This window comes from Microcoleus sp. S13C4, from assembly GCF_036700865.1.
GTDB lineage: Bacteria > Cyanobacteriota > Cyanobacteriia > Cyanobacteriales > Microcoleaceae > Microcoleus.
This window is the reverse complement of record NZ_JAUBPS010000019.1, coordinates 48,394-73,545: the sequence shown is the minus strand read 5'-3', so window position 1 is coordinate 73,545 and position 25,152 is coordinate 48,394. Positions and strand designations below refer to the sequence as shown.

At 46.0% G+C, this 25,152-nt stretch carries 28 protein-coding genes; 19 read left to right on the top strand and 9 right to left on the bottom strand.

Annotation, left to right across the window (positions count from 1 at the left end; genetic code table 11):
• Positions 1-74: 74 nt before the first annotated feature.
• The gene (locus QT996_RS10810; protein WP_333046482.1) at positions 75-1,160 is read right to left on the bottom strand and encodes a glycosyltransferase family 4 protein; all 1,086 of its coding nucleotides are present in this window, start codon (positions 1,158-1,160) and stop codon (positions 75-77) included.
• Positions 1,161-1,253: 93 nt separating this feature from the next.
• Positions 1,254-2,105, bottom strand: coding sequence for a HEAT repeat domain-containing protein (locus QT996_RS10805; protein WP_333046480.1), 852 nt, complete (start codon positions 2,103-2,105; stop codon positions 1,254-1,256).
• Here QT996_RS10805 and QT996_RS10800 point away from each other — a divergent pair.
• Together QT996_RS10800 and QT996_RS10795 are read left to right on the top strand one after the other, a co-directional pair.
• A complete protein-coding gene (locus QT996_RS10800; protein ID WP_333046479.1) occupies positions 2,104-2,322 on the top strand; it encodes a hypothetical protein in 219 nt (72 codons plus the stop codon). The two genes, QT996_RS10805 and QT996_RS10800, sit on opposite strands and share 2 nt — an antisense overlap.
• Positions 2,323-3,348: 1,026 nt before the next feature.
• On the top strand, positions 3,349-5,103 hold the full coding sequence (locus QT996_RS10795) for a CapA family protein (protein WP_333046477.1): 1,755 nt from the start codon (positions 3,349-3,351) through the stop codon (positions 5,101-5,103).
• Positions 5,104-5,232: 129 nt separating this feature from the next.
• Here the strand turns inward: QT996_RS10795 and QT996_RS10790 are convergent, their stop codons facing one another.
• On the bottom strand, positions 5,233-6,324 hold the full coding sequence (locus QT996_RS10790; RefSeq protein ID WP_333046476.1) for a PfkB family carbohydrate kinase: 1,092 nt from the start codon (positions 6,322-6,324) through the stop codon (positions 5,233-5,235).
• Between the two features lie 286 nt (positions 6,325-6,610).
• Complete coding sequence (locus QT996_RS10785; protein WP_333046474.1) at positions 6,611-7,162, bottom strand: response regulator; 552 nt, start codon at positions 7,160-7,162, stop codon at positions 6,611-6,613.
• Positions 7,163-7,360: 198 nt separating this feature from the next.
• Here QT996_RS10785 and lipA point away from each other — a divergent pair, with 198 nt between their 5' ends.
• Positions 7,361-8,317, top strand: coding sequence for a lipoyl synthase (gene lipA / locus QT996_RS10780; protein WP_333046473.1), 957 nt, complete (start codon positions 7,361-7,363; stop codon positions 8,315-8,317).
• Between the two features lie 126 nt (positions 8,318-8,443).
• Positions 8,444-8,590 (top strand): photosystem I protein PsaX, encoded by a 147-nt coding sequence (locus tag QT996_RS10775; RefSeq protein ID WP_333046472.1) that lies wholly within the window; start codon positions 8,444-8,446, stop codon positions 8,588-8,590.
• A 197-nt stretch (positions 8,591-8,787) separates the two neighbouring features.
• On the opposite strand, the gene QT996_RS10770 is transcribed toward QT996_RS10775, so the two are convergent.
• Positions 8,788-9,147 (bottom strand): hypothetical protein, encoded by a 360-nt coding sequence (locus QT996_RS10770; RefSeq protein ID WP_333046471.1) that lies wholly within the window; start codon positions 9,145-9,147, stop codon positions 8,788-8,790.
• A 78-nt stretch (positions 9,148-9,225) separates the two neighbouring features.
• Here QT996_RS10770 and QT996_RS10765 point away from each other — a divergent pair, with 78 nt between their 5' ends.
• Positions 9,226-9,843: a DJ-1/PfpI family protein gene (locus tag QT996_RS10765; RefSeq protein WP_333046470.1), complete on the top strand. Its 618-nt coding sequence runs from the start codon at positions 9,226-9,228 to the stop codon at positions 9,841-9,843.
• A gap of 106 nt (positions 9,844-9,949) precedes the next feature.
• Here the strand turns inward: QT996_RS10765 and QT996_RS10760 are convergent, their stop codons facing one another.
• Positions 9,950-10,840, bottom strand: coding sequence for a sugar ABC transporter permease (locus tag QT996_RS10760; protein WP_333046469.1), 891 nt, complete (start codon positions 10,838-10,840; stop codon positions 9,950-9,952).
• Between the two features lie 59 nt (positions 10,841-10,899).
• Between QT996_RS10760 and QT996_RS10755 the strand changes: the two genes are divergently transcribed.
• From QT996_RS10755 to QT996_RS10745, 3 genes are all read left to right on the top strand, one after another.
• Positions 10,900-11,475 carry a GNAT family protein gene (locus QT996_RS10755; protein ID WP_333046468.1) on the top strand — a complete coding sequence of 192 codons (576 nt, stop codon included), beginning with the start codon at positions 10,900-10,902 and terminating at the stop codon, positions 11,473-11,475.
• A gap of 266 nt (positions 11,476-11,741) precedes the next feature.
• On the top strand, positions 11,742-12,434 hold the full coding sequence (purN, locus tag QT996_RS10750) for a phosphoribosylglycinamide formyltransferase (RefSeq protein ID WP_333046467.1): 693 nt from the start codon (positions 11,742-11,744) through the stop codon (positions 12,432-12,434).
• Positions 12,427-13,536, top strand: coding sequence for a class I SAM-dependent methyltransferase (locus QT996_RS10745; protein WP_333046466.1), 1,110 nt, complete (start codon positions 12,427-12,429; stop codon positions 13,534-13,536). Before purN ends, QT996_RS10745 begins: the two co-directional genes overlap by 8 nt.
• 96 nt (positions 13,537-13,632) lie before the next feature.
• Here QT996_RS10745 and rlmN read toward each other — a convergent pair whose 3' ends face one another.
• Entirely contained in the window at positions 13,633-14,748 is a 1,116-nt protein-coding gene (rlmN, locus tag QT996_RS10740) for a 23S rRNA (adenine(2503)-C(2))-methyltransferase RlmN (RefSeq protein ID WP_333046464.1), read from the bottom strand.
• A 339-nt stretch (positions 14,749-15,087) separates the two neighbouring features.
• Here rlmN and lgt point away from each other — a divergent pair, with 339 nt between their 5' ends.
• The 4 genes from lgt (at position 15,088) to QT996_RS10720 (ending at position 18,546) form a co-directional block, all read left to right on the top strand.
• The gene (gene lgt, locus QT996_RS10735; protein WP_333046462.1) at positions 15,088-15,981 is read left to right on the top strand and encodes a prolipoprotein diacylglyceryl transferase; all 894 of its coding nucleotides are present in this window, start codon (positions 15,088-15,090) and stop codon (positions 15,979-15,981) included.
• Positions 15,982-16,101: 120 nt separating this feature from the next.
• Positions 16,102-16,908, top strand: a complete 807-nt coding sequence (gene cobM, locus QT996_RS10730) for a precorrin-4 C(11)-methyltransferase (RefSeq protein WP_333046461.1) — start codon at positions 16,102-16,104, stop codon at positions 16,906-16,908.
• A 166-nt stretch (positions 16,909-17,074) separates the two neighbouring features.
• A complete protein-coding gene (locus tag QT996_RS10725) occupies positions 17,075-17,914 on the top strand; it encodes a dienelactone hydrolase family protein (RefSeq protein WP_333046459.1) in 840 nt (279 codons plus the stop codon).
• A 149-nt stretch (positions 17,915-18,063) separates the two neighbouring features.
• Positions 18,064-18,546 (top strand): flavin reductase family protein, encoded by a 483-nt coding sequence (locus QT996_RS10720; RefSeq protein WP_333046458.1) that lies wholly within the window; start codon positions 18,064-18,066, stop codon positions 18,544-18,546.
• Positions 18,547-18,595: 49 nt separating this feature from the next.
• Here the strand turns inward: QT996_RS10720 and QT996_RS10715 are convergent, their stop codons facing one another.
• Positions 18,596-19,102 (bottom strand): pyroglutamyl-peptidase I family protein, encoded by a 507-nt coding sequence (locus tag QT996_RS10715; protein WP_333046457.1) that lies wholly within the window; start codon positions 19,100-19,102, stop codon positions 18,596-18,598.
• A gap of 46 nt (positions 19,103-19,148) precedes the next feature.
• Between QT996_RS10715 and hisH the strand changes: the two genes are divergently transcribed.
• The gene (hisH, locus tag QT996_RS10710) at positions 19,149-19,784 is read left to right on the top strand and encodes an imidazole glycerol phosphate synthase subunit HisH (RefSeq protein WP_333046456.1); all 636 of its coding nucleotides are present in this window, start codon (positions 19,149-19,151) and stop codon (positions 19,782-19,784) included.
• Positions 19,785-19,837: 53 nt separating this feature from the next.
• On the opposite strand, the gene QT996_RS10705 is transcribed toward hisH, so the two are convergent.
• Positions 19,838-19,984, bottom strand: coding sequence for a hypothetical protein (locus QT996_RS10705; RefSeq protein ID WP_333046454.1), 147 nt, complete (start codon positions 19,982-19,984; stop codon positions 19,838-19,840).
• On the opposite strand from QT996_RS10705, the gene rsmD reads away from it, so the two are divergent.
• The 6 genes from rsmD to QT996_RS10675 all read left to right on the top strand — a co-directional run bounded on the left by rsmD (position 19,955) and on the right by QT996_RS10675 (position 25,148).
• On the top strand, positions 19,955-20,497 hold the full coding sequence (rsmD, locus tag QT996_RS10700) for a 16S rRNA (guanine(966)-N(2))-methyltransferase RsmD (RefSeq protein WP_333046452.1): 543 nt from the start codon (positions 19,955-19,957) through the stop codon (positions 20,495-20,497). The two genes, QT996_RS10705 and rsmD, sit on opposite strands and share 30 nt — an antisense overlap.
• A 257-nt stretch (positions 20,498-20,754) precedes the next feature.
• Positions 20,755-22,215, top strand: coding sequence for a phosphoglucosamine mutase (gene glmM / locus QT996_RS10695; RefSeq protein ID WP_333046451.1), 1,461 nt, complete (start codon positions 20,755-20,757; stop codon positions 22,213-22,215).
• A gap of 193 nt (positions 22,216-22,408) precedes the next feature.
• The gene (gene hpsN, locus QT996_RS10690) at positions 22,409-23,383 is read left to right on the top strand and encodes a hormogonium polysaccharide biosynthesis glycosyltransferase HpsN (RefSeq protein ID WP_333046449.1); all 975 of its coding nucleotides are present in this window, start codon (positions 22,409-22,411) and stop codon (positions 23,381-23,383) included.
• A gap of 28 nt (positions 23,384-23,411) precedes the next feature.
• The gene (hpsO, locus tag QT996_RS10685; RefSeq protein ID WP_333046447.1) at positions 23,412-24,581 is read left to right on the top strand and encodes a hormogonium polysaccharide biosynthesis glycosyltransferase HpsO; all 1,170 of its coding nucleotides are present in this window, start codon (positions 23,412-23,414) and stop codon (positions 24,579-24,581) included.
• 43 nt (positions 24,582-24,624) lie between these two features.
• Positions 24,625-24,972 carry a hypothetical protein gene (locus tag QT996_RS10680; RefSeq protein ID WP_333046446.1) on the top strand — a complete coding sequence of 116 codons (348 nt, stop codon included), beginning with the start codon at positions 24,625-24,627 and terminating at the stop codon, positions 24,970-24,972.
• A complete protein-coding gene (locus QT996_RS10675) occupies positions 24,969-25,148 on the top strand; it encodes a hypothetical protein (protein ID WP_333046444.1) in 180 nt (59 codons plus the stop codon). The genes QT996_RS10680 and QT996_RS10675 overlap by 4 nt, the downstream gene beginning before the upstream one ends.
• Positions 25,149-25,152 lie beyond the last annotated feature (4 nt).

Below are 25,152 nucleotides of genomic sequence, written 5' to 3'. Positions count from 1 at the left end.
AGAGTTGAATTGCTGTTCAATAAACTTGTAAGGTGCATCAGTGAGCGAATCTTTCTAAAAATTAGCCAGTATTATTACTGACGCACCCTACTAGCAGTGATAGATTTGAACCAGTGTTCACAACGATCGCCCAAAGCTGCTAAAGAATATTCTACCTCTGCTTGTCGCCTGCAAGCGCTGCGGTCAATTTGGTCTAAGCTGGCGATCGCACCTACCAAGCCATTTACACTATCAGGCTCCACTAAAAAGCCCGTCAGTCCGTCTCTAACAATTTCCGCCGGCCCCCCGCGCTCGTAAGCAATCACGGGCACACCGCACGCTAAAGCCTCGATGGCGACATTTCCGAAAGCTTCCACCCAACGTGGTGTCATCAACAATGCTCGGCACTGACGGACTTGCTCTTGCATTTGGGTTGTTGTCAGAAACCCTAAATATTCTACCGGAGCATCCGGGTAATCTGCACAAATTTTTTGCCAATAATCCTCATCTTGCATTTTGCCCATAATTTTCAGGGGAATGCCTGTAATTTTCGCTGCTGCTACTGCATCTTCTAAGCCTTTTTCCGGGGCGATGCGGCCTAGCCAAGCTAATTTAGACTGCGGTTGGTTGCAAAATTCGTACAGGGATAAATCTATGCCATTTCCCAACAACTGACATTCATCGGCAAAGGGGAATGTTTTGGCTTGAGAAGCGGTGTGAACTCCGATCGTACCAGGAAACTGGACTGCGGTTTGTCCGGCGATGCGATCGAGGGCAGCAGAAAGGGAGCCCATGCTGATCAAATGTGCGATCGGAGTCCTAAAAAATGGTGTCAAATAAAACGGCAGCCAATCGTAGGCAAAATTAACAATGACATCCCATTCATCCTGAGCTTGGCGAGCATATTCCCACATATTCGCCAGCACAGAATCTGCCGGCATCACAATAGGATCATTGTAATCTTGTGTTTGGGCGGTTACTTGCAAATCACCCGTTATTTCGATTACTGGAATTGATTCTAAGACTGATCCTATCGGCGCTACAACTGCTATTTTATGACCGCGACTCTGCAATTCTTTAGCAATGTTAAGGACTGTAAGTTCGACACCGCCACCCAACCCTGAACCTAGTTGACCGACCGAAGTTGACAGGAACAATAGTTTTAAATAGTTATTAGTCATTAATCAGTAGTCCTTAATTCTAACATAATCTAAATTATCAATTCTCCCCTCTCTAATTTCCCATCTCAAATTACGTGAAAATTGCTAGATTTATCAATCCCTCCCAGAACGCGGACGGATGCGATTCAACTGATTGATTGCCCAGCGAGCAGTTTCCTGAACTTCTGGATCGGGATCGTCCGTCGCACGGTGCAACAAGTAACTGATTTGATTCACCAATTCATAAATCCGCGTCAAGTCGCGAATTGCATTTTTACGCACTTCAGGATTTTCATTTTGCAGCGAAATTGACCACGCATTATTCATGGGTTTGAGCGTGCGAATGCCAATTTCCGAGAGACTTGCCAAAATTAAACTGTACTGCTTCGAGTCGGAATTTGGTAGCAAATCGAGCAACGGCTCAACTGCTCTGGAATCTCCCCGCTGACCTAGTTCCCAAATTGCTTTGCCCCTCTTTGCCGGATTTAGGTGCTGCAAATCTTCAATCAGTGCTTCAATAATATCAACTTTAGGTCTACCATCCGTTTCGGGAAGGGAAATATCTTTCTTGCGACTCGCTAGGGAATCGCCTTGATTAGTTGTTTCGGGAATGTTGAAACCTGTGTCGCTGTACCCATTGCTGTGAGTGTCCAAAGGCGAGGTGTCGGAATGAATTCGATCGCCCTCGACTGCTGCATCCTGGGATTCGGGTTCCCCGGATTCCCTGATAAAAGGTAAAGGTCGATCGCTGTTCTCTATACTGTAGTCTTTTGGCAAATCCAAAGGGTAGGGCAAGGCTGACAGCGGTTTTGATAGCCCAAAAGAAGCCTCTTGCTGTGTAATTGCGTGCGAGTTTGTAGGAGAATCGGGATTAGTAAATTGAGAGTTTCTGTGGTTGTGGCGATCAAATCTTCCCCGTCTTCGCTTAGAATAATTTGACTCGTCACTGCTAACTAATTTGAGCATGATAAATACTGCCGCTGCCGTGACGACAACTGCTGCCAAACCCAACATTAACAACCCCCGCTGGCGAGACAAAATGACGATGAAATTGGATATCGGTTTCGGGATTTTGGAATTGGATTTTGACGTTGTGGACAGCTTAGATTTGTTTTTATTGGGCGCTGGAGACGATTTGAGAGGCTTGGAGTCCTGGCGATCGTCCGGGGGAGAGTTCGCCTGAGCAATTTCTGGGGAAACAGCCCGGTAGGAGGCATTCAGAGCCTGGTGCTTTCCGTCCGCACTTGGACTGAACGCAGCGCCCAAACAGGCAATGCAGGTGAAAAAACATACAAAGGAGCGGTAATGCGCCATAAGACTCAATCGGGGTTTTGAGAGGCAACGCCGCATGACGAGCTTTAGTGTAACCAGGAGTTAGCTCGATCCTAGCTGCTATGGGCTCAACTAACTCACAAATAGCACCAGACTCGCGAAAAACCCGGGTTTGAGAGGGCACCGAGCCAGAGCTCATCAGCACAATTGTGTCATTGACGTGCAACTCCTTTAAATAATTAGTTTAAAACGAACTACTACATCGGCGGCTGCGGGTAAAGCAGCGGCATCCAGAAAGTTGATTGCAGCTAACCTCAGCAAGCGGAGCCTCAGCTACGTGCAGAGCCTGGGGCGCTAGCAGACGATTGTTGCTCGCTGTCGATTTCTCACCCATAGCGTGGCATGACCAAGAGTTTAACAAGCTTCCGAGCCTGTGGGTCGATCGTTTTTGTCTTAATTTGGGCGCAAGTCGGACAGGGGGATTGGCACTGGAAACGAGAAACCGGGTTTTTTCGTTAATTCTTCGCTGCTAAACCGCATATTTTCAGTACATTCCAGGACGCACTCTCGACGCTCACAAACCAGTTTTATTTACCACAAATGCTGTAAGAAAGAGAGCGCTGATTTGACCGATATTAATTTGAAGGGGGCAATTATGCCGGATAGAAGTGTTTGGGCGATCGGCTAAGATAACCGTTAGGAAATATTGTATTCAGCAAGCAAGCGCCAAAAATCATACTATTTTGTAAAAATAGGGTCGGATTTAGTTAGGAGCTATAGTGAGAGCGAGTATACCGTTTCACGCACGCGCCTTCTCCCCACGTTCTGTTTATTTTTACCCACTTACTTAAGTTAAATCAATCGGTATTTCATCCTGCGCCACCAAATTTGATATAAGATCGAGCTAAATTTCTAGTGTGAGAGAGTAGAGGCATTTGTGAGCCAACAAGATATTTTAAATTTAGCAAAAGAAGGCGATGCCAGGGCGATCGCATTTCTGCTCGGCCAAGCACTCCAAAGCTTCGGCGTCACGGCTAAAGCCAGCCGGGAAAATGACACCCTGCACCTGCTGCTGGAAGCAGAACAATTGCCCGCAGAAGAAGCCTGTCTTCGAGTCGCAGTCAAAGGGTTGCAGCGGCTGCAACCAAATAACCTTTACTCAGTGACAATTTACGGGCGACGGGGCGGCCAGCAATTGCCCGCTTGGACTCAGACGGTAGAATTAAAAAAACGCTTGACTTCCGAACCCGTGAGTGCATTAGTTGCCGTGAATGCCGCAGTAGCTGCGAGTGCAGCCGCTGCCGCGCGTGTACCAGCTTCCCCAATTCCTGTGGCTTTGCCCAAGCTAGAAAAAACTCAAAATGTCATAACTGCGCCGACTCAAACACCCGAAAAATCCCCGCCCACACCCCCTAAAATTCCCACTCCCAAACCCACAAACCAACGGCAGCAAAAGCCATCACCACAGCCCGAGTTAGCCCGCACTAAAACTAAAAAATCTGGGCTGTCAATCGGTGCTCTGAGTCTAATTCTGGTGCCGATATCCGGCTTTGTTCTGGCTTCTCAATTTTACAAATCCTCAACCACCGCTACTAATAACCCTCTCACGTCAAAGCCTGCGGAACAAAAAGTGATCTCGACACCCGAACCTGCACCCGCAGCCAAACCCCTTCCAGCTCCACAATCGCCCTCCCAAGCTGCAAAAAAACCTGCCATTGTGCCGGCAACTGTCAGCATCAAAGCAGTTGGCGACATGGTTCCCGGCACAAATTATCCCTACAACAAACTGCCGGCAAAAAAAGAGATATTATTAGAGTCGGTAAAACCGTACCTCAAAGGAGCTGATATTCTGTTTGGCAATTTTGAAAGCACGATGACCGATTATCCTTACAGTTCCAAAGCAGGCGGCGGACGAATGCTGGTTGCCTTTCGGACGCCTCCGAGTTATGCCAAAATCTTCAAAGATGTTGGTTTTGATATTTTGAATGTTGCCAACAATCACTCTTACGATTTTAACGAGCAGGGATTTAAGGACACGATTAAAAACATCGACAGCAACGGCATGAAGGCTGTTGGTAAAAGAGATCAAATTGTTTATCAAAATGTCAAGGGTGTGAATTTTGCATTTATTGGTTTCAGCAACTACGGCGAAGTTCACAATTCTTTGCTGGAACTGAAAGCAGGAGCAGAAGTGGTCAAAAAAGCCAAACAAAATGCTGATATTGTAGTGATATCCGTTCATGCTGGAGCTGAAGGAACGGGAGCTCTGAATGTGAAAAATAAAAACGAATTATTTTACGGAGAAAACCGGGGAAATATGGTTTTGTTTTCGCGGACGATGATTGATGCGGGAGCCGATTTGATTTTGGGCCATGGCCCGCACGTTACCAGAGCTATGGAGCTTTATAAAGGTAAATTGATTGCTTATTCCCTGGGAAATTTTTTGGGTTATCGCACTTTGTCCACAGCAGGAGCACTCGGTCAATCTCTAATTTTGGATGTGAAAATGACTCCGCAAGGGGATTTTATTTCTGGTAAGATTATCCCCATCCAACTTGACGGGCGAGGTGTTCCGTCTGTTGATAACAATTTTAGGACTGTGGGGTTGATTGACCGTTTGACAAAGAGCGATTTTCCCAATAGCGGTTTGACAATTGATGACAAGGGACAAATTTTGAAAAAGAGTAAGTAGTTATTGGGAATTGGGAATTTTAACTGGTTCCCAGGCTATGCCTGGGAACCAGTTATAAAACTATTGTGGCCCGTTGCTCTAATCAACGTCCGAAATATGCAATTTAAATGCTATACAGCTTAGCGGCCCCTATACTGCAATCATCGTTTTCAAAGCTTCTTTCATTTCGTCTGCTGTCGTCGTTGCCGTACCGAATTGACGCACGACAATACTAGCCGCCAAATTGCCCAAAACTGCCGCTTCCCAACCAGATGCACCGACGCACAAAGCTAAAGTCATTGCTGCTACAACTGTATCTCCAGCACCGGTTACGTCGAATACATCTGTCTTGTTAAAAGGGGGAATGTCCCAACTTTGAATGGCAAATTCCCCCTTTTCACAAATGGATGTTGGAGAAGGTGAATTTTTGATTTCTTCGCCGTTCGCCCTTTCAAACAAAGTCATCCCTTCTTCGCCACGAGTAATCAGGATTTTTTGAGCTTGAGTTAAGTTCAACAAATCCCGTCCTGCTTGCATTAAAGTTTGAGGGTTTTTGATAGCATATCCGACGGCTTGCTCGGCTTCTGGCAAGTTCGGAGTAAACAGCATTGCTCCAGAATATCGCTGCAAATTTATTTGAGCGTCTACAATTGTTTTACCGGGAACCACTGCCGATTCGATCGCCAAACGAGTCAAAACTCCGTCGCCGTAGTCGGAACAAACCACTGCATCTACTGTCGGTATTTGCTGCCGGATGTAGTCTGCCAATTGCAACTGCAAATCTAAATCCGGCAACTCGTCCGATTTGCGATCGACTCGGACAATTTGCTGAGTCACAGACTGCCGCGCGTGCCCGGAAATTCGAGTTTTGGTGACAGTTGGACGCTGCGAATCGATTAAAATCCCACCCGTATCAATTCCCGCCGCCTCAAAAATACTGCACAAAGCCTTTCCCTGGTCGTCTTTTCCCACCAAACCAGCAACTTTTACTTTGCCTCCCAGTTTGGCTAAATTATAGACAGCATTTGCGCCACCTCCGGGTACTTGCTGAGTATTTTCGTAGCGCAAAATCAACACAGGTGCTTCGCGGGAAATTCGCTCTACTTGTCCGGTAAGAAACTCGTCCAAGGTCAAATCTCCGATCGCTAATACCTGCGCTTGATCGAAGCAGTCTAATCTTTTCAATAATTGCTCTGTGGAGGCACGCAGTTGAGGCAAAAAATCGGAATAGTCGTTAGTCATTAACCAAAAAAATGAGACTGAGGAGTTAATAATTGAGTGTGGAACCAGCGGGAATTAAAAATCCTAATATTAATTAATAATTAATTTCCTCCCTTGTTTTATTTTTAACTTTTAATTGATTTTCTCACTGGGATTTTGAAAAACCAGTTGCAGGCTATTGGCGATCGCATTCGCGCCAACAATTTGGCCAAAAAATGCGGATAAAATCGCAGCCCGTGAGACTCAACTGAAAGTTTCACGGTGTGGAAGTTTCCTTCTACATAAGTGCCTTCAAAAAACAGCAGAATTATTTCAATTTCTGCTTGATGATCGTAATCACCTGAGTCATTTGTTTTTTGAGTGCATCAATTTCCGCTTGCATTTTCGCCATTTTCACAGTCATCGCCTGAATTTCGGCGGCGCCCCCTCCAGAAGTGGGTGCAGCGGCTGCTGCTGGGGCTTCCGGCACTGGTTTCTTTTTGGCCAGTACCATCGCCGATTTGATCGCCTCGGTTAGCTGCTTCTTCTCAAACGGTTTGGCTATGAATGCAAAAAAATGCTTCTCAAAGGGTTTCGGAATTTTTTCCATCACCTCTTCTTCGCGGCCCGACATGATCACCAAAGGTATCTTAGAAAGCTCAGGATGGGCTTGCACTTTTTGATACACTTCCCAACCGCTGACTTTGGGCAGTAGGAAATCTAACATAATTAGATTTGGGCGGGCTTGACGGATCAGTTTAAGTCCCTCTTCGCCGTCTTTTGCTTCTAGAACTTCAAAGTTACCCTGAGGCAACATCTCTCGGACTCGGACGCGGATGACTTTACTGTCATCGATTACCAAGATTTTTTGACCAGCCACGACTGACTCCTTCAGTAATGAATGAGTGATGATTTGCAACCTTCAGTATATCCCTAACAGAATTCTACCCATAATTCTGGGCGAGTTTAGTTTTGTTGCACGTCGGCGCGATTCTGATTTCAGGTGATACCCCTACAAGTTCAGGGGCTTTGATTTCGGATACGATCGAAGGAATTAACTCAATCGCCACTTAATTTTATGTCGCGCCAAACTCCTCAAACTCCTACTGTCAAAGCAGTTGCCGCCCAAATGCGCGGTGAAATCGAGGCGATGCCGGAGTGGTTGCGTAGGCCCGTTGGCAAAGCTAGCGAACTTTCGCAAGTGCAAAAAATTATCAAACAGCGGCAAATTCACACGATTTGTGAGGAGGGGAGATGTCCCAACCGGGGCGAGTGCTACGCGCAAAAAACGGCGACTTTTTTGTTGATGGGGCCGACTTGCACCCGCGCTTGTGCTTTTTGTCAAGTAGATAAAGGTCATTCTCCGATGCCGCTAGACCCGGAGGAACCGCAAAAGGTGGCTGAGGCGGTGCAGTTGTTGGGTTTGCGCTATGCGGTGCTGACTTCGGTGGCGAGGGATGATTTGCCGGATGGGGGTGCGGGTTGGTTTGCCAGGACGATCGCCCAAATCCGCCTTCTTAACCCGGATACTGAAGTTGAGGTACTGACGCCGGATTTTTGGGGGGGAATGGGGAGGAGTTCAGAGGGGGAGAAGTCCGACCTCGATGAGTTGCAGCGACAGCGGATTCGCACGGTGGTGGAGGCTAAACCGGCTTGTTACAACCACAATATTGAGACGGTGCGTCGGTTGCAAGGGCCGGTGCGGAGGGGGGCGAAGTACGATCGCTCGATCGAGGTTCTGCGTATTGTTAAGCAATATGACCCAACTATTCCCACCAAATCCGGTTTGATGTTGGGGCACGGGGAAACCGAAGCCGAGATAGTCGAAGCGATGATTGATTTGCGGGATGCCAAGTGCGATCGGCTCACCCTCGGTCAATACATGAGACCATCTCTAGATCACCTCCCAGTGCGTAAATACTGGACGCCGACCGAATTTGATCGTTTCGGGTCGATCGCGCGGGAGATGGGGTTTGAGCGCGTGCGATCGGGGCCTCTCGTCCGCAGTTCTTACCACGCCGGAGAGAGTGATTGAAATTAATCTCAATTCAACTCGCTATAAACTCCTTGTTACAAAAAATAACTCTAGAGGATTGTGCATAAGTGCGACGCTCTCTGCTATTTGTAAATAGAGTGACATTATGAATTAGGAGCTTTACCTATGCCAGAGATAGCGAAGAACCAATTAAAATCCGAGTCCGTGATGAAAACGGGCAAATTCCCTTACCCCTTTCGGGCCGGCTGGTTTCTGTTGCTGTTAGCCATCAATTTTGTGGTTGCAGCCTTTTATTTCCATATCATTGAATAGTTCTGCAAGTTAACTTTTAGCAGACCCTGTTGTTCTCGACCTCAACGTCAGAGAATGGGAGAAAGGGAGAGGGGGAGAGTTGGGAGTTTTGAGTTGGGGAGAATATGACTTTATTTTTCTAACTAATTACTACTGACTTTTTCCTTCTTCCCTCTTCCCTCTTCCCTCCTCCTTCTGACAACTGAAAACTGACTAACTTAGCGATTTCTCGACGATTCTAGCTTTGATAACCGCTCTTGAATTTTAATAACATCTTGCTTAGTTTCAATTGCCAAAGTTGCTAAATTGTCAAACATCGGGTCTCCCGAAAGCATTCTAGCATTTGTCCGACCCGAACCGGAAGGAGACGGAGGCCTGTTAACTCTAGAACCTTGATTCTGCAAACTGTAGATTTGTCCTCTGAGTTCAGAAATTTGACTTTCTAATTGAGTAATGCGAAATTCTAATTGACTTGTGGATTGAGCGGGCGTAAAAATTGGCGCTACAGCAATTGCTAAGGCACAAGCCAGACACAAAATACAGAGTTTCAGAGCGCGATGGCGAAATTTTTTCGGCATAGCTTTAATGATTTAAATTATACCATTTGTACGATAACAAATCGCCGAGATTTTTGGCCTCTATCAGAAGTATGTCTTATGGCAAGTAGGAATGTAGCTATTTTAATGTTCGATGATGTCGAGGTACTAGACTTTGCAGGCCCTTTTGAAGTGTTTTCGGTGACATCAGAATTAAATAAGGGCGATTCCCTTCGGGATAGCTTCGCTTCACGACCTTTTGCAGTCTCTACCGTAGCCGAACATCCGGGTGCTGTCAACGCCCGCAATGGTTTGAGTGTAAATCCTGACTGCACCATTTCCGATTGTCGGCCACCGGATATTTTAATTGTACCGGGAGGACAAGGTACGAGAAAGTTAATCGATAATTCAGCAGTTATTAACTGGATAAAAGATTGTGCGCCAACAGCAGAATTAGTGCTTTCTGTCTGTACGGGTTCGCTGCTTTTGGCAAAAGCTGGTTTGTTGGAAGGTTTAGCCGCAACTACACACCATCGCGCATTGGAGTTACTGAGAGAATTAGCGCCCAACACAACTATTATCGAAAATCAGCGATTTGTAGATAACGGTAAAATCATCACTTCTGGGGGAATTGCTGCGGGAATTGATATGTCTTTGCACGTTGTCGGCAAACTTTTGGGTACAGCACAAGCTGAACAAACAGCAGAGCACATGGAGTATAAAATTGGGAATTGGTAATTGGGAATCCCGTTAATTCAGCCCTTATGCAGAACCTGTCTATCTATAGTGCACACTGCGCGTCTTACCGCTATAATTCTCGCGCGTCCAACTACGCATAACCTAATTAAGAATCTTCCCCCCAAACTTTTAGTTGTAAATAGACCAATAGCAAAGCTACAGCCATCAGGAAAGTTGCGGCAGCGGCTGCATAGCCAAAATCAAATTGCGAAAAAGCTTGCTCGTAAATATAATAAACTAGCAAATTAGTAGAGTTCAAAGGGCCGCCGCCGGTGATGACGTAAACTTGCTCGAAACTCCGCAGAGTAAAAATAGCAGTAGTGACGGTAGCAAATACTAAAGTCGGCCGCAAACCGGGTAAAGTGATGTACAAAAATTGCTGCCAAGCATTAGCTCCATCCAATTCTGCGGCTTCGTAACGATTTACCGGAATTGCTTGCAATCCTGCTAAAAATACTACCATATTAAAGCCTAATTGTTTCCAAACACTCAGCAGAATGATCACTGGCATTGCCCAAATTGTGCTACTCAGCCAAGGAATTGGATTTAAGCCGATCGCACTTAGTGCATTATTCACCGGGCCTTCAGTTTGAAACAACCACCGCCAACCCAAGCCCACTGCAACTAAAGAGGTAATCGAAGGAATAAAATAAGCGGTGCGGAGAGCTCCTCGCCAAACAAACGAGCGATTTAGCAAAACTGCTAAGCCCAATGGAATCACTAAACTGGGAATGACTGTAGCAGTAGTAAAATAGAGCGTGTTTTGGAGAATTTGCCAAAAATCCGGGTTTGTGACTAGACGCCAGTAGTTGTTCAAGCCAATCCAACGCACTCCCGACTGGGTAAAGCTGCCGCTGGTAAAGCTGAGGTAAAATAAATAGGCGATCGGCCAAATCAAAAAAGTACCCAGAAACAGCAAAGCCGGGGCCAGGAAAGTCCAAGCTGCGATCGCATCATTATCCAACCAGTTAAAACGCCCAAATTTAATCCGAACCATTGGCTTGTAAATTTTAGCTTTTAGTTTTAAATGGTATCACAATATAGGTCAATCTCACAATGAACCTTCTCGATATATTAGCCAATTTACCTACTATAGAAACTGAAAGGCTGCTCCTCCGAAAAATAACTTTAAATGATGCCAGCGATATGTTTGAGTATGCTTGCAACCCGGAAGTATCAGAATACACAATGTGGTCAACTCACACCTCGCTCGAAGACACTAAATACTTTCTCAAGTCACTTACAAGAATGTACAAAAAACGAGAGCTTGTAGATTGGGGAATAGTCCACAAAGCCGAGAAAAAGTTTATCGGGACTTGCGGATTTGTGGAATGGAGTATGACCCACAGCCGCGCGGAAATTGGCTATGCACTTTCGCGAAAATATTGGGGCGAGGGATACATGAGCGAGGCTGTCAATGCAGTTATTGAATTCGGTTTTCGGGAGATGTTGCTAAATCGAATTGTGGCTCGATGTGAAGTTAACAATATTGCTTCGGCTCGGGTGATGGAAAAAGTGGGGATGCAATTGGAAGGGATATTGCGACAGCACCTATTTGTGAAAGACAGATATTGGGATCTAAAACTTTATTCGATTCTCAGGGAAGAGTTTTTTGGTAATATTGTAGAATAGGGTTGAATCAGTAAGTCACATAACCAAATATACTTAGGACTTAGCCAATATTTTCATGTATAGTGCGACCAAGCACCCCTTACCCTTTACCTGTATTGTAAAAAATGAGTGAAGAGTTTTTATCTTTATGACCAAGAATTTCTTGATGGTACCAGCCCTCGGATTTATCCGTGGAATCAATCCAAAATCTAAAATCTAAAATCCTCAAGCCCCCGAATTTATCCGTGGGGTCAATCCAAAATCTGAAATCTAAAATCTAAAATCGAATGACCGCTAATCCAGTATCTGTTAATTCCAATGCCTGCCTGATTTCTCCTGAGATTGGTCAAAGTTCGTTAGCGAACCCCTCCAAGAGGATCGCTCCGACCCATCCTCCATTAAAATTAGGAGTTTTAGCATCAGGAAGCGGCAGCAATTTCGAGGTAATTGCCCAAGCCATCCAAAACCAACAACTCAACGCTCAAATCCCCGTATTAATTTACAACAACCCCGAAGCCAAAGCCGCCGCCAGAGCAGAAAAATACGGCATTCCCTCGATTATGCTCAATCACCGCGACTGCAAAAGCCGCGAAGAATTAGATACAAAAATTGTCAAAACTTTTCAAGAATATGATGTAGAATGGGTAGTGATGGCGGGTTGGATGCGAATTGTTACCAAAGTTTTGCTTGATGCTTTTGCCGATCGCGTTATTAACATTCACCCCAGCTTACTGCCGAGTTTCCCAGGAATTCGCGCCGTCGAGCAAGCACTGGCAGCCAAGGTTAAAATCACCGGATGTACGGTGCATATCGCCCGTTTAGAAGTAGACAGCGGGCCGATTTTAATGCAGGCTGCGGTGCCGGTATTGCCGGATGATACCACAGAAACGTTGCACGCTCGAATTCAGGTGCAAGAGCACAAGATTATGCTCGGTGCGATCGCACTTATTGCCGACTCTAATCGAAAATATTGTGAGTAAAAACCTTACCAGTGCTGCATCTTCCCCGGAATTGCGTGTCAGCAAATCACCCGAAACAGACCCGCCGCTGACAGACGGCAATCGCCTGAAACTAATTCTCAAAGAAAGGCTCAAAAGGAGCATCGGCCTCAAGGGAGAATTCTATCTGCCTTGCTTGCCATCGATGCTAAATGACTATCTTAAATTACTGTCAGACTTCTTAAACATTCTCGGACAAAACATCGACGCTGCCCAAACCGAAAACTTGCGAACATTAATCGCCAACGCCTTAGCAGAAGGATTCAAAAATTCCCCCCATGCTAATCTAATAGTCTCCTATTTTCCCGCCAATTCCCAAAGCGGTTTAGCCGGCGGCATTACTCTGAATACCAAGATTCAAGTCGAATCGATGGCCCAGAAATATCATAGCTGGCCGGATATTCGCCCCGAACCTTTATTCGGCAGCCATCCCGATGCAAAAGTCATCGCCATTGCCGCCGAATTAGGCGAACCGGGAAAAGCACCTATTTTAGATGTTGGTGCGGGCCCAGGGCGCAATAGTCTGCCTTTAGCAAGGTTAGGCCATTCCGTGGATGCGATCGAACTAACGCCGATATTTGCCGAAAAACTATCCGTTGCAGCAACCGCCGAAAACTTGCCAATAAGTGTCACCCAAGGCGACGTTTTAGATCCATTATTGAGGATGAAAACCTATCGCTACAAATTAGCCATTGCTACCGAAGTTCTCTCGCACTTTCGCTATCCCGAACAAATTCGTCTTTTCCTCGGCAAAATGTCCGATGCTGTTTTAAGCGGCGGGTTTATCTTATTCAGTGCTTTCTTAGCAGTAGATGGGTACGAACCCGACGAGATGGCAAAACAAATGTCTGAATTGTGTTGGTCTTATCTGATTACCAGGCAAGAATTGCAAGCAGCAATAGAGGGTTTGCCATTAGAAATTATTTCTGATGAATCGGTGATTGAATACGAACAAAAACATTTGCCTGATTCTGCGTGGCCGCCGACACCTTGGTTTGTCAGTTGGGCTAGCGGGCGGGATTTATTTTCCGTGCAACAAACACCGCCGTTAGAGTTGCGGTGGATACTTGTTAAACGCTTGTAAGCTAAAATAGTAGGGTGCGTCAGGATGTAGTTTCTCAATAATTGATAAAATAACCCACTCTGACGCACTCTACTACAATTTTTAGGGATTAAAAATTCAATTTTTAACCTCCGATGCCCGCAATTGCCCGCAGGCCGCATCTGCTTCTAAGCCGCGAGAATAGCGCACGCTAACTGCAATTTTCTTTTCCTTCAAAACCGAAACAAAACTGTTAATTCGATTGGGAGTCGGTCGCTTATATTCAGCTTCCTGAATCGGATTGTAAGGAATCAAATTGACGTGACACTGAAAGCCACGCAACTGACTAGCTAACTCGGCTGCGTGTTCCGGTAAGTCATTCACACCTGCTAAAAGTACGTATTCAAAACTCAATCTGCGTCCAGTCGATCGCACATATTCCCGACATTCTGCGATTAACTCACCCAAAGGATAAGGGCGGGCGCTAGGAATTAACTCTTCGCGCAATCTTTGATTAGAAGCGTGGAGGCTGACGGCGAGGGTAACTTGCAGTTGATGTTCGGCTAGTTGGCTGATGCGATTGCGAATTCCTACTGTGGAAATGGTGATATTTCGCTGTCCAATTCCTACGTCTTGATTCAAACACTTGACAGCAGCTACAACATTATCGAAATTCAGCAGGGGTTCGCCCATTCCCATAAATACGATGTGGCTGACTCTGCGGCCGAAATCTTGCTGTACTGTCAAGACTTGATCGACGATTTCGTGTTTTTCTAAATTGCGCTTGAAACCGCCTTTCCCAGTAGCGCAAAAGTCGCAGCCCATCGCGCAGCCAACTTGGGCTGAGACGCACACAGTCAGGCGTTTATCGGTGGGAATGCCGACGGTTTCAATGATTTGACCGTCTGCCAATTTTAAGAGATACTTTACCGTGGCGTCTGGTGCGACCGATCGATAGTGAATGGTCGATCGCCCGATCGGAATTTTAGCAACAGTCTCGCGCCACTGTTTCGAGAATACAGAAATATCAGAGAGCGATCGCGCACCTTTCTCATAAATCCACTGGTACAACTGCTTTCCCCGATAAGCAGGTTGCCCCTTTTGCTGCACCCACTCCGTTAACTCAGCCAAACTAGCCCCCAGCAAGGGCGGAATTTTACCCGACTCAACAGCCAAAGCAGCAGTCTTGCGAGACTGATTCGCACCCTTGGAATTACCAGAAGAGTACACCTGAGAAACGGAAGTAGGAGACATAGGTCATCAGAAAATTTAAAGCCATTCTCTATATTAAAACTTCTCGACCAAAGCTGCCGTTAATCCTCAAAAAGGTGAAGTCTCGATCCCCCTAAATCCCTCTTAATCAGGGGGGATTTGAGAATAATCCGGTTCCCCCCTTTAAAAAAGGGGGTTAGGGGGCTCTTATTGTGGACTCACAAAGAAAACTCCAGACACCAATGTCCCCAACAAAGTTAATTTTTGGCAAAATTCCCCAAATATTGCGTGTAAATGACCATACCCACCTAAAATAAACTCTGGAGTTTGTTAAAGGGTGTGCAAATTTGACAGCTTTCCATCACAATTAATGCAACTTTTATGGTGCTAAATATTCTTGCGCTGCCCTTAGCGTTTCAATTTACATCGCCGGGCCCGATTATCTTTCAACTCGGCCCCCTAGCCATCCGCTGGTACGGGCTGTTGATAGCTTCTGCCGTCTTAATAGGGGTGAGTCTGTCCCAATACTTGGCCGAAAAGCGCCGCGTCAACCCGGAATTGCTGGGTGATTTGGCAATCTGGTTGGTTCTGGGCGCTATTCCCTGTGCTCGAATTTATTACGTAGCTTTTGAGTGGCAGCAATACTCCCAGAGGCCTGAAGACATTATTGCGATTTGGAAAGGCGGAATTGCCATTCACGGGGCGATTTTGGGTGGCACGATCGCAGCTTTAATTTTTGCGAAAATTCAGCGAGTTTCTTTTTGGCAATTGGCAGATTTAATCGCGCCTTCGGCAATTCTCGGTCAGGCGATCGGACGCTGGGGGAATTTCTTTAACTCCGAAGCTTTTGGCAGTCCTACGGATTTGCCTTGGAAACTCTATATTCCGCCAAACAGCCGCCCGTCCACCTACGCTAATTTTGAATACTTCCACCCCACATTTCTCTACGAATCCCTGTGGAATCTGACAGTATTTGGGTTGCTTCTGACTTTATTTTTCCGCGATTTGCAGGGCAAAATTCGATTAAAAACTGGGGCTTTATTTTTGGTTTATATCGCAGCTTACAGTTCCGGTCGAGTCTGGATTGAAGGGTTGCGGACTGATAGTTTGATGTTCGGGCCACTGCGGGCTGCACAGATGGTAAGCTTGACTGGGATTGTTTTAGGGTTGGGCGGGTTAGCTTGGCTTTATTTGCTTGATCGACCTTTACCCGATGTTGTCTCCCCCAATAGCGATCGGGCTAAGATACCTCATAAATTCCCAGAGGATCAATAAAAAACCCCAGAGAGGTTAGTCTCTAGGGTTCAAAACCAGGGTGCATCTACCATCCCTTACTTCCCGCTAAAATAGGTACATCCGGAAGAGTCCGTAAATTTAGCAAATTTTTTAGCAGCAATGAGTTTGACACAGATTGAAGCCCTAATTCCAGGGGTATACATTGTAGGTGCAGGCCCGGGAGACCCGGATTTGTTGACTGTTAAGGCTCAAAAATTACTCGCTGCGGCTGATGTCATATTATTTGCTGATTCCTTAGTCCCAGAGCAAATTTTGCAGGGGGTACGCACGGATGCTGAAGTGATCCAAACTGCGGATAAGACCCTCGAAGAGATTGTACCTTTGATGGTGGAACGAGTGCGCGACGGAAAAAGCGTCGTCCGTCTCCATTCCGGCGATCCCTGTCTCTACGGGGCCGTCGGCGAACAAATGCAAGCTTTGGCCTCCGAGGGAATTGCTTTTGAGGTAATCCCGGGAATTAGCGCTTTCCAACTTGCGGCGGCTAAACTTAAAATTGAGTTGACAGTTCCCGGAGTTGTGCAGACAATTATTTTGACGCGAATTAGCGGCAGAACCGAAGTACCGGAACGCGAAGAATTGGCGAGTTTAGCGGCTCATCAAGCTAGTTTGTGCCTGTATTTGAGTGCCCGCCATGTCGAACAAGCTCAAGCTAAATTGATGGAACATTACCCATCGGATTTGCCTGTAGCGATTTGTTATCGGTTGGGCTGGCCGGATGAAAAAATTGTGCTAGTTCCCCTTGACAAAATGGCAGTTGCTACGCGCGAAAATAATTTGATCAGAACGACGATGTATGTCATTAGTCCGGCTTTGGGAAAATCAGCAGAAGGGCGATCGCGCTTGTACCATCCAGAGCACGATCGGCTTTTCCGACCATCGAAGGAAGTTCGGCAACGGATTTTGTAACGGATGTAACGGATGTCAGGAAGAAGAAAGTTCGGCAACGGATTCTGTAACGGATGTAACGGATGTCAGGAAAAAGAAAGAAGGAGCAATTATGAAATAACCAATTACCAATTACCAATTCTCAATTCCCCAATCTAAAATCTAAAATCTAAAATCTAAAATCGCCATGACTGATTTAACTCGCAGACAATTTATCACTGTCACCGCATTAAGCGCCGGATTTGCCTTAGCAGTTCATCCTATTGCGGCTGCCGTTATCAATACGGATGCTGCTGGTTTAATAGCAGGTGAGGTAAAAATTCCCGTAAAAGACGGCTCAATTCCAGCCTACAGAGCAATGCCAGCCAGCGGCAGCAATTTTCCAGTTATTTTAGTAATTCAAGAAATCTTCGGAGTTCACGCACACATTCAAGATATTTGCCGCCGTTTTGCTAAATTAGGTTATTTAGCGATCGCCCCAGAAATGTTTGCCCGTCAAGGTGATGTTTCTAAAATCACCGACATCCAAGAAATTATTAGTAAAGTTGTCTCGAAAGTTCCTGACGCTCAAGTTATGTCGGATTTAGATGCTACCGTAGAGTGGGCACAAAAGTCAGGAAAAGGCAATACTAATAAGTTGGGAATTACAGGATTTTGCTGGGGTGGCAGAATTGTTTGGCTGTACTCTTCCCACAACCCCAAAGTTAAAGCTGGCGCGGCTTGGTACGGGCGTTTGGTTGGCGATTCTACGGCTTTAACTCCCAAACACCCGATCGACCTTGCAGCAACTTTGAAAGTGCCTGTATTGGGGCTTTACGGTGGCAAAGACGAGTCAATTCCCAACGATACAGTCGAGAAAATGCGGGAAGTTCTCAAAACTGGCAGCAGCGGTTCTGAAATTGTGCTTTATCCAGATACGCCGCACGGTTTTAACGCTGATTATCGTCCCAGTTACCGGGAAAAAGAAGCTGAGGATGCTTGGAAACGGTTGCAAGATTGGTTTAAAAAGCACGGAGTTGCACAATAGTTTTGAGTTATTAATTCTGACTTAAAACTGGTGTCAAGTTTGGGATCGAAAAAGGCAATATTAGCGAATAGCCCTTAAGACAGGTGGGTTTGCGATCCCGATATTGGTAAACTGAGCGGTGTAGAATTATCGATCGAACAGGTAAGCCCGTGCTAGACGAACAAGCTAAAAAGACCATCTTGCGGAAAATTCCTCACGGATTGTACATCTGCGGTGTCAAAGACGGGGAGGAAGTCAACGGTTTCACCGCTAGCTGGGTGATGCAATCTTCCTTTACCCCTCCCTTAGTTGTTAACTGCGTTAAGCAAGACTCCAAATCCCACGGCATGATCAAAGCCAGCGGTGTCTTTGCTTTGAGTTTCCTAGAAGCAGGGCAAAAAGAGCTAGCCCAGAAATTCTTTAAACAGCAGCGCCGCGTTGGCAATAAATTTGAGGATGTAGAATTTTATCCCGGCGCGGAAACTGGTTGTCCGATTATCTCGGATTCTCTGGGTTACATCGAGTGCAAAGTTGTTGGTGCTGTGGAACACGGGGATCACACGGTTTATGTCGGAGAAGTTTTGGCCGCAGGCGTCCACCGAGAAGGCAATCCGTTGCTGCTAGAAAGCACCGGTTGGAATTACGGCGGCTAAAGACTTGGCAGTTGGCAACTGGCAGTTGTCAGTTGTCAGTTGTCAGTTGTTAAGGGAGGCGAGTTAAAATTAATAAAAAATCGGCGACAATCTTGTCGGTGTTTTCATTAGTCAAAATTGGTACGTGTACGAAAATACATTTGGTGCTAAGTTGAGAATCTGCAAGGTGTTTTAAAACTGCATAATAGAGGGCTTCGCATACAAATTTTCCGGCTTCGTGACTGATTTCTGTGGCAGCTAAATCAGCTACTAGCGGTTCGAGATTAACTGCTGTTTTCCGAATGTCGCGATCGCAGCAAGCGCAAGATTCTATAGTTAATTTTTGCCGGCTTTCGGCCATGCCACAGCAGATAATAGTGTCGGGTTGGAGTTGGTTGATTTGGGCGATCGCTAAATTAGGTGCTAGCTGAAAATCTACTGGCAGTTTCCTCAAAAAAGTCAGGGAATCAGGCCAAGATTTGATTTGGGAAATCTTGGCTAATAAGTCGTCAGAAGAGTTGGATTTCTGATGGGGAAGCCAAGTATCAAATGAGGTTAGCAGGATTTTCGCCGTCATATTTGTGCAATAATACTGATATTGATAATATAAGGCAAGTAAGTCAATGTCTGTCATTGCAGTAGTAGACTATGACATGGGCAATCTGCACTCGGTCTGTAAAGGCTTGGAAAATGTGGGTGCAGTGCCAAAAATTACAGATTCTCCTGCTATAATCGAGCAGGCTGATGCAGTGGTTTTGCCGGGGGTGGGTTCGTTTGACCCGGCAATGCAGAATTTACGCTCGCGCAATTTGATAGAACCGATAAAAAGTGCGATCGCCTCGGGGAAACCTTTTTTAGGCATTTGTTTGGGTTTGCAAATTCTGTTTGAAAGTTCCGAAGAAGGCGTAGAACCGGGATTGGGCGTTATTGCGGGAAAAGTGCGCCGATTTCGCTCGGAACCGGGTTTGACAATTCCCCACATGGGATGGAATCAATTGCAATTTACTCAGGCGGGTTTGCCGCTATGGCAAAATTTACCGTCTGATCCTTGGGTTTATTTCGTGCATTCTTATTATGTCGATCCAGTTGATTGGGAAGTGCGATCGGCAATTGTGACTCACGGCAGTCAAAACGTGACGGCGGCTATAGCTAAAGACAATCTGATGGCCGTGCAATTTCACCCGGAAAAGTCTTCGAGTACAGGATTGCAAATGCTGTCAAATTTTGTCAGTCAGGTGAGGGCAAAAGTAGCTGCTTAGGTGGCATGAATATTGAAAAACCCGGTAGATTGCCGAAACCGGGTTTGACATTTTTAAAAGTCACTTTCCTTCTTCCCTCTTCCCTCTTCCTTCTTCCTTCTTCCCTCTTCCTTCTTCCTTCTTCCTTCTTCCTTCTTCCTTCTTCCTTCTTCCTTCTTCCTTCTTCCTAAATGAGCCTGAGAATCAGTGGCAATCGCCAAATCAAAACTCTGCCGGGACTCGCAACTCGCCCTACACCTTCGCGAGTTAGAGAAGCTTTATTTAATATTTGGCAAGGGACGATCGCAGATTGCAGATGGCTTGACATTTGTACTGGCAGCGGTTCGATGGGTGCAGAAGCTTTGTGTCGTCAAGCCGCGAGTGTCACTGGCATCGAACAGTCGGCGAAAGCTTGTGCGATTATCCGCGAAAACTGGGAGCAAGTAGCAGACTCGTCCCAAACATTCCAAATACTGCGAGGAAACGCGACGGCGAAATTGGCGACACTAGCGGGGCAGCAGTTCGATCGCATTTACTTTGATCCGCCCTACGCCAGCGACTTGTACGAACCTGTGTTAAACACGATCGCCAGCCAAGAAATGCTAGCACCAAACGGCGAAATGGCGATCGAACACAGCCCGGAGCGATCGACACAACCGATTTCCGGTCTAGAAATTTGTCGCCAGAAAATATACGGCAATACAGCATTAACCTTCTATACCCGCAGTGCCTGATCGGCTCACACCGCAGCAGCGTCACGCCTCAAGACAGAAAGAAACCGGGTTTCCGAGCGTAGGCGCGCCCCCGGTACTAAAAGTTTTTCCCTTGGATACAATACAAATTTTTCCGATGAAGCTAAGCTTTGTGCGTAGGTTGTCAGAGCAAGTTGCTTCAGCAATCGACGAAATAAATGGAGTTTAGGCTGAAAATAAAGCTTTCAGTTGTAACATGAACCCAAAGTGTGAGTGTGAATATTCCTAAAGGAGTGAATATGGTTCAGACACCTTCGCGCCCTCGTGGCAGCGAGTTTCCGGCTGCTAACTCGGTACAGCCAGTCAAACGCGATACGATTCTGGTGGGAGATAGCCTCCCCCTGCCAAATACCAAACTCTTCGGCACAGACGGCATTCGCGGGAAAGTTGGAGAATTGCTGAATGCACCCCTAGCCCTGCAAGTGGGCTTCTGGGCGGGACAAGTTCTACGGCAACATTCCCCCAACCAGGGGCCTGTGATTTTGGGGCAAGACAGCAGGAATTCCAGCGATATGCTGGCAATGGCACTGTCAGCAGGTTTGACGGCCGCCGGTTTGGAAGTGTGGAATTTGGGATTGTGTCCCACTCCCTGCGTTGCTTATCTGGCAAGCATTTCGGAGTCGGTCGGCGGAGTGATGATTTCGGCTTCTCACAATCCCCCAGAAGACAACGGCATTAAGTTTTTCGGCTCAAACGGCTCGAAGCTGTCGCAGCAGTTGCAGGAACAAATCGAAGCGGGAATCCGGGGAGCAAAGGTTCCGATTGCTAGCTTGGGTTGGGGACACCACTACCATCGATCTGAGTTGGTTAAAGATTATGCCACTTCGCTCTGTGATTCCCTACAACAGATGAATTTGGAGGGAATGCGGATTGTTTTGGATTTGGCTTGGGGGGCGGCCGCGGGTTTGGCGCCGGCGGTGTTCGCGCAAATGGGGGGGGATGTCATCTGTTTGCACGACTCTCCTGATGGGGATCGCATTAATGTTAACTGCGGTTCTACTCATCTCGACAGTTTGCAAGCGGCAGTTTTGGAACACAATGCTGATCTGGGATTTGCTTTTGACGGCGATGCCGATCGAGTTTTGTGTGTTGACAACGAAGGTCGAACGATTGACGGCGATTACATTCTTTATCTGTGGGGCCGACAGTTGCGCGACTCCCAACAGTTACCATCCAATTTAATTATTTCTACTGTAATGGCTAACCTCGGCTTCGAGCGAGCTTGGGAAGAATTGGGCGGCAAACTAACTAGAACCGACGTGGGAGATCAGTACGTTCACGCTGAAATGCAGCGCACTGGTGCGATGTTGGGCGGCGAACAATCGGGACACATTCTTTGTCCGCATTACGGTATTAGCGGCGACGGTTTGCTGACAGCTTTGCATATGGCTTCGCTGGTGCGCCAGTCCGGGCAATCTTTGGCACAATTGGTAAGTGGCAGTTTCCAAACTTATCCGCAGTTGCTGCGAAATATTCGGGTGGACGATCGCGAAAAACGCCTAAAATGGCACGAGTGCGAGGCAATGCAAAGTGCGATCGAACGTGCTACAACGGCAATGGGAGAACAGGGACGGGTTTTGGTTCGCGCTTCTGGCACTGAACCGCTAATGCGAGTTATGGTGGAAGCTGCCACCGCCGAATTGGCTAATTTCTGGACTGAAAATTTAGTTTTAGCCGTTCAGCAACACATAGCCATCTGATGGAAATGGGGAATTGCTAAAAATTTTGAATTTTGAGTTTTGAATTTTGAGTTTTGAGTTGAAATCCTTTAATTCAAAATTCAGAAATCAAAATTTCTAACTATTAATTTCGAGTTTTAATCAACTTCTCCAAAAATAACCAGTGGGGCAGGCAGGATGCCTGCCCTTAACTTTATTTTCACTCAATTGTGTGATGATGATTTCTGTGGTGATACCCACCTACAACCGCGAGCAACCTCTGCGAGAGACATTGGCTGATGCGATTCGGCAAAATTACCCGAATTTTGAAGTTCTAGTAATCGATCAAACTTGCAACCACGAGTCGGAAACTCAAGTTTATTTAGAGGAATTGGCAAATGCTGGCAAAATTCGGTGGTTTCGAGTAGATTGGGCCAGTTTGCCAGCAGCTCGAAATTATGCAGTGCGGCGCGCAGTGGGAGAGATTATTTTATTTATTGATGATGATGTACAATTGCCAGATGGTTTTTTGGCGACTCACGCTGGCAATTATTTAGAAAAACCAGATGTGGGATGTGTGGCGGGCAGGGTTTTTGACAGAATGAAACTGGATAATTCTGGAGGCGATTTGGCGATCGAATATTTGCCCTCTGAAGCGATGGATGCGGGCATTGCCTGGTATTTTATCGATTTGGTGCATACAGTAAAACCGCAGCAGGTGCTTTCGGCTAGAGGCTGCAATATGTCATTTCGTCGGCAGGTTTTTGCCGAATGCGGGCTGAGGTTTGACGAGCGGTTTGCAGGCAGTGCGGTGCGGGAGGAGTCGGATTTTTGTTTGAGATTGCGATCGACTGGCATGAAAATTTGGTACGATCCCAATGCGTGTTTAGTTCACTTGGGGGAAGAGAGCGGCGGATGTCATGATGTCAGTACGCGATCGATCGAGTATCAAGTCACATTTTATCACAACCATTTCCTCATGGGATTGAAAAATTTAACAGCTTTTCAATGCCTGCGATTTTTTGCCAAACTCTTTGATTGCCACGTTTTGGGAAATCCGCCTTGTTATAAAAGCCACTCGCCCATTAAAATTATAACTAGATTTGCTTTTTATATCCTGGGTTTTATCAGTGCTATAAATACAGTAGTTCAATCTCTGTGGAATGATGGACAAATTTACAGCCATCAAGACAACATTAACGCTCAATAATTCCCTATTCCTTCCCCCTTCCCCCTAAATGAGAATTCTCGTTGCCAGTCACACCTATATTGTGGACATTAACCGGGAAAAATTCAAGATATTAGCAAGCCTAGAACCTGATATTGAAGTAACTGTTGTAGTGCCGCAGCGTTGGAAACCCGGAGGGGTTCAAAATAAAATTATAGAAACTCAATTTTATCAAAAGGGTTCATTTAAAGTAATCCCGGTCTCCAACTTTAGTCAAAACAATCAAGGATTGCTAAGTTTTGGTTTTGATTTAATTAAAATTTTGCAAAACTTTAGACCCCAGATAATCCAAGTTGAACAAGGTTCAAAGTCTCTGGCTGGCGCTCAATTAATATTACTAAATAAACGGCTCAAACTGAAAGCAAAAAATATATTATTTACCTGGTGGAATCTGCCTTATAAATTGAAGTGGCCTGTTTCACTATTAGAAAATTACAATCTTCAGCACACCGACGGAATTATTGCAGGCAATCTAGATGGAGCTAAAATTTTGCAGCAGCGGGGCTATCAAGGTGCGGTGAAAGTAATGCCACAACTCGGAGTAGATGAAACTTTGTTTCGCCGCACTGGTAAAGACGCTGATTTATCGCGCAGGTTCGCCATTGAACAGACCGATTTTGTGGTAGGATTTGTAGGGCGATTTGTCGAAGAAAAAGGATTGTTAACTTTAGCTGAAGCCTTAGCCGGGTTGAAAAAAAGCTCTTGGAAGTGGCTGTTAGTAGGACAAGGAAAATTGCGGGCGCACCTCGCCGAAAAATGTATTGAATGGGGAATCAGCGACCGAATAATTTGGGTAGAAAGCGTTTCCCACGAAGAGATTCCCCCCTACATTAACTTAATGAACTGTTTGGTATTGCCCTCGCAAACGAGCTATAAATTCAAAACTTTGACCACGGTGGGCTGGAAAGAACAATTCGGTCACGTTTTAATCGAAGCGATGGCCTGTAAAATTCCGGTTATCGGTTCCGACTGCGGGGAAATTCCCCACGTCATCGGGGATGCGGGGTTAGTATTCCCCGAGGGAAATGCAGGGGTTTTACGCCAGTGTTTGCAGCAATTGATGGAGCGGCGGCAGTTGGCTGCTGATTTGGGCGATCGGGGTTATCAGAGAGCGATGAGCAATTATACAAATAAAGCTTTAGCTGAGCAGTTGTTGGAATTTTACAAAGAATTGTTGTAACTTTTGGCAGTATAATGCAAGTGTTAAATAAAAACTGTGGTAAATGTCTATTCCTTCCGACATACGACCTTTGGTTGACGAACTATATCAGGTACTAGACGATACCGATCGCCAAGCAACGCAGGGACTTTTTGCACTTAGAAGAGCAATGTCTCTTTTTCCCCAGAATGAAATACTGATGCAATACTTTTCTTCCATCAGTAATTTTCAATTCTGCGTATCAGGTGTTCGCTTACAAGCAGAGCACATTGTGGGCAATGTATTGATGGCTGGTGTGCCCGATGAAGATGTTCAAAAAGCAGGAGATTATTTAGCAGCGTTGCTACACATGGCTCCTGAATCGAAAATTATGATAGACAAAGTAGTTGAGAGATTAGAAGCATTGCAATGAAACAATTACCAGATGAAAGCCTACTGCTGGAAATCCTTGAAATGGTGAAAGCTGCGGAAGCAAAAGCCAGTGAAATGTATGAATTTTCCAAGACAATGGCTCACAATACCCAAATTACAGCCACAAAGAGAGAAGAAGCGGAACAGCTAGACGGGCAGCCTTTTCCAGATAATTAAATTT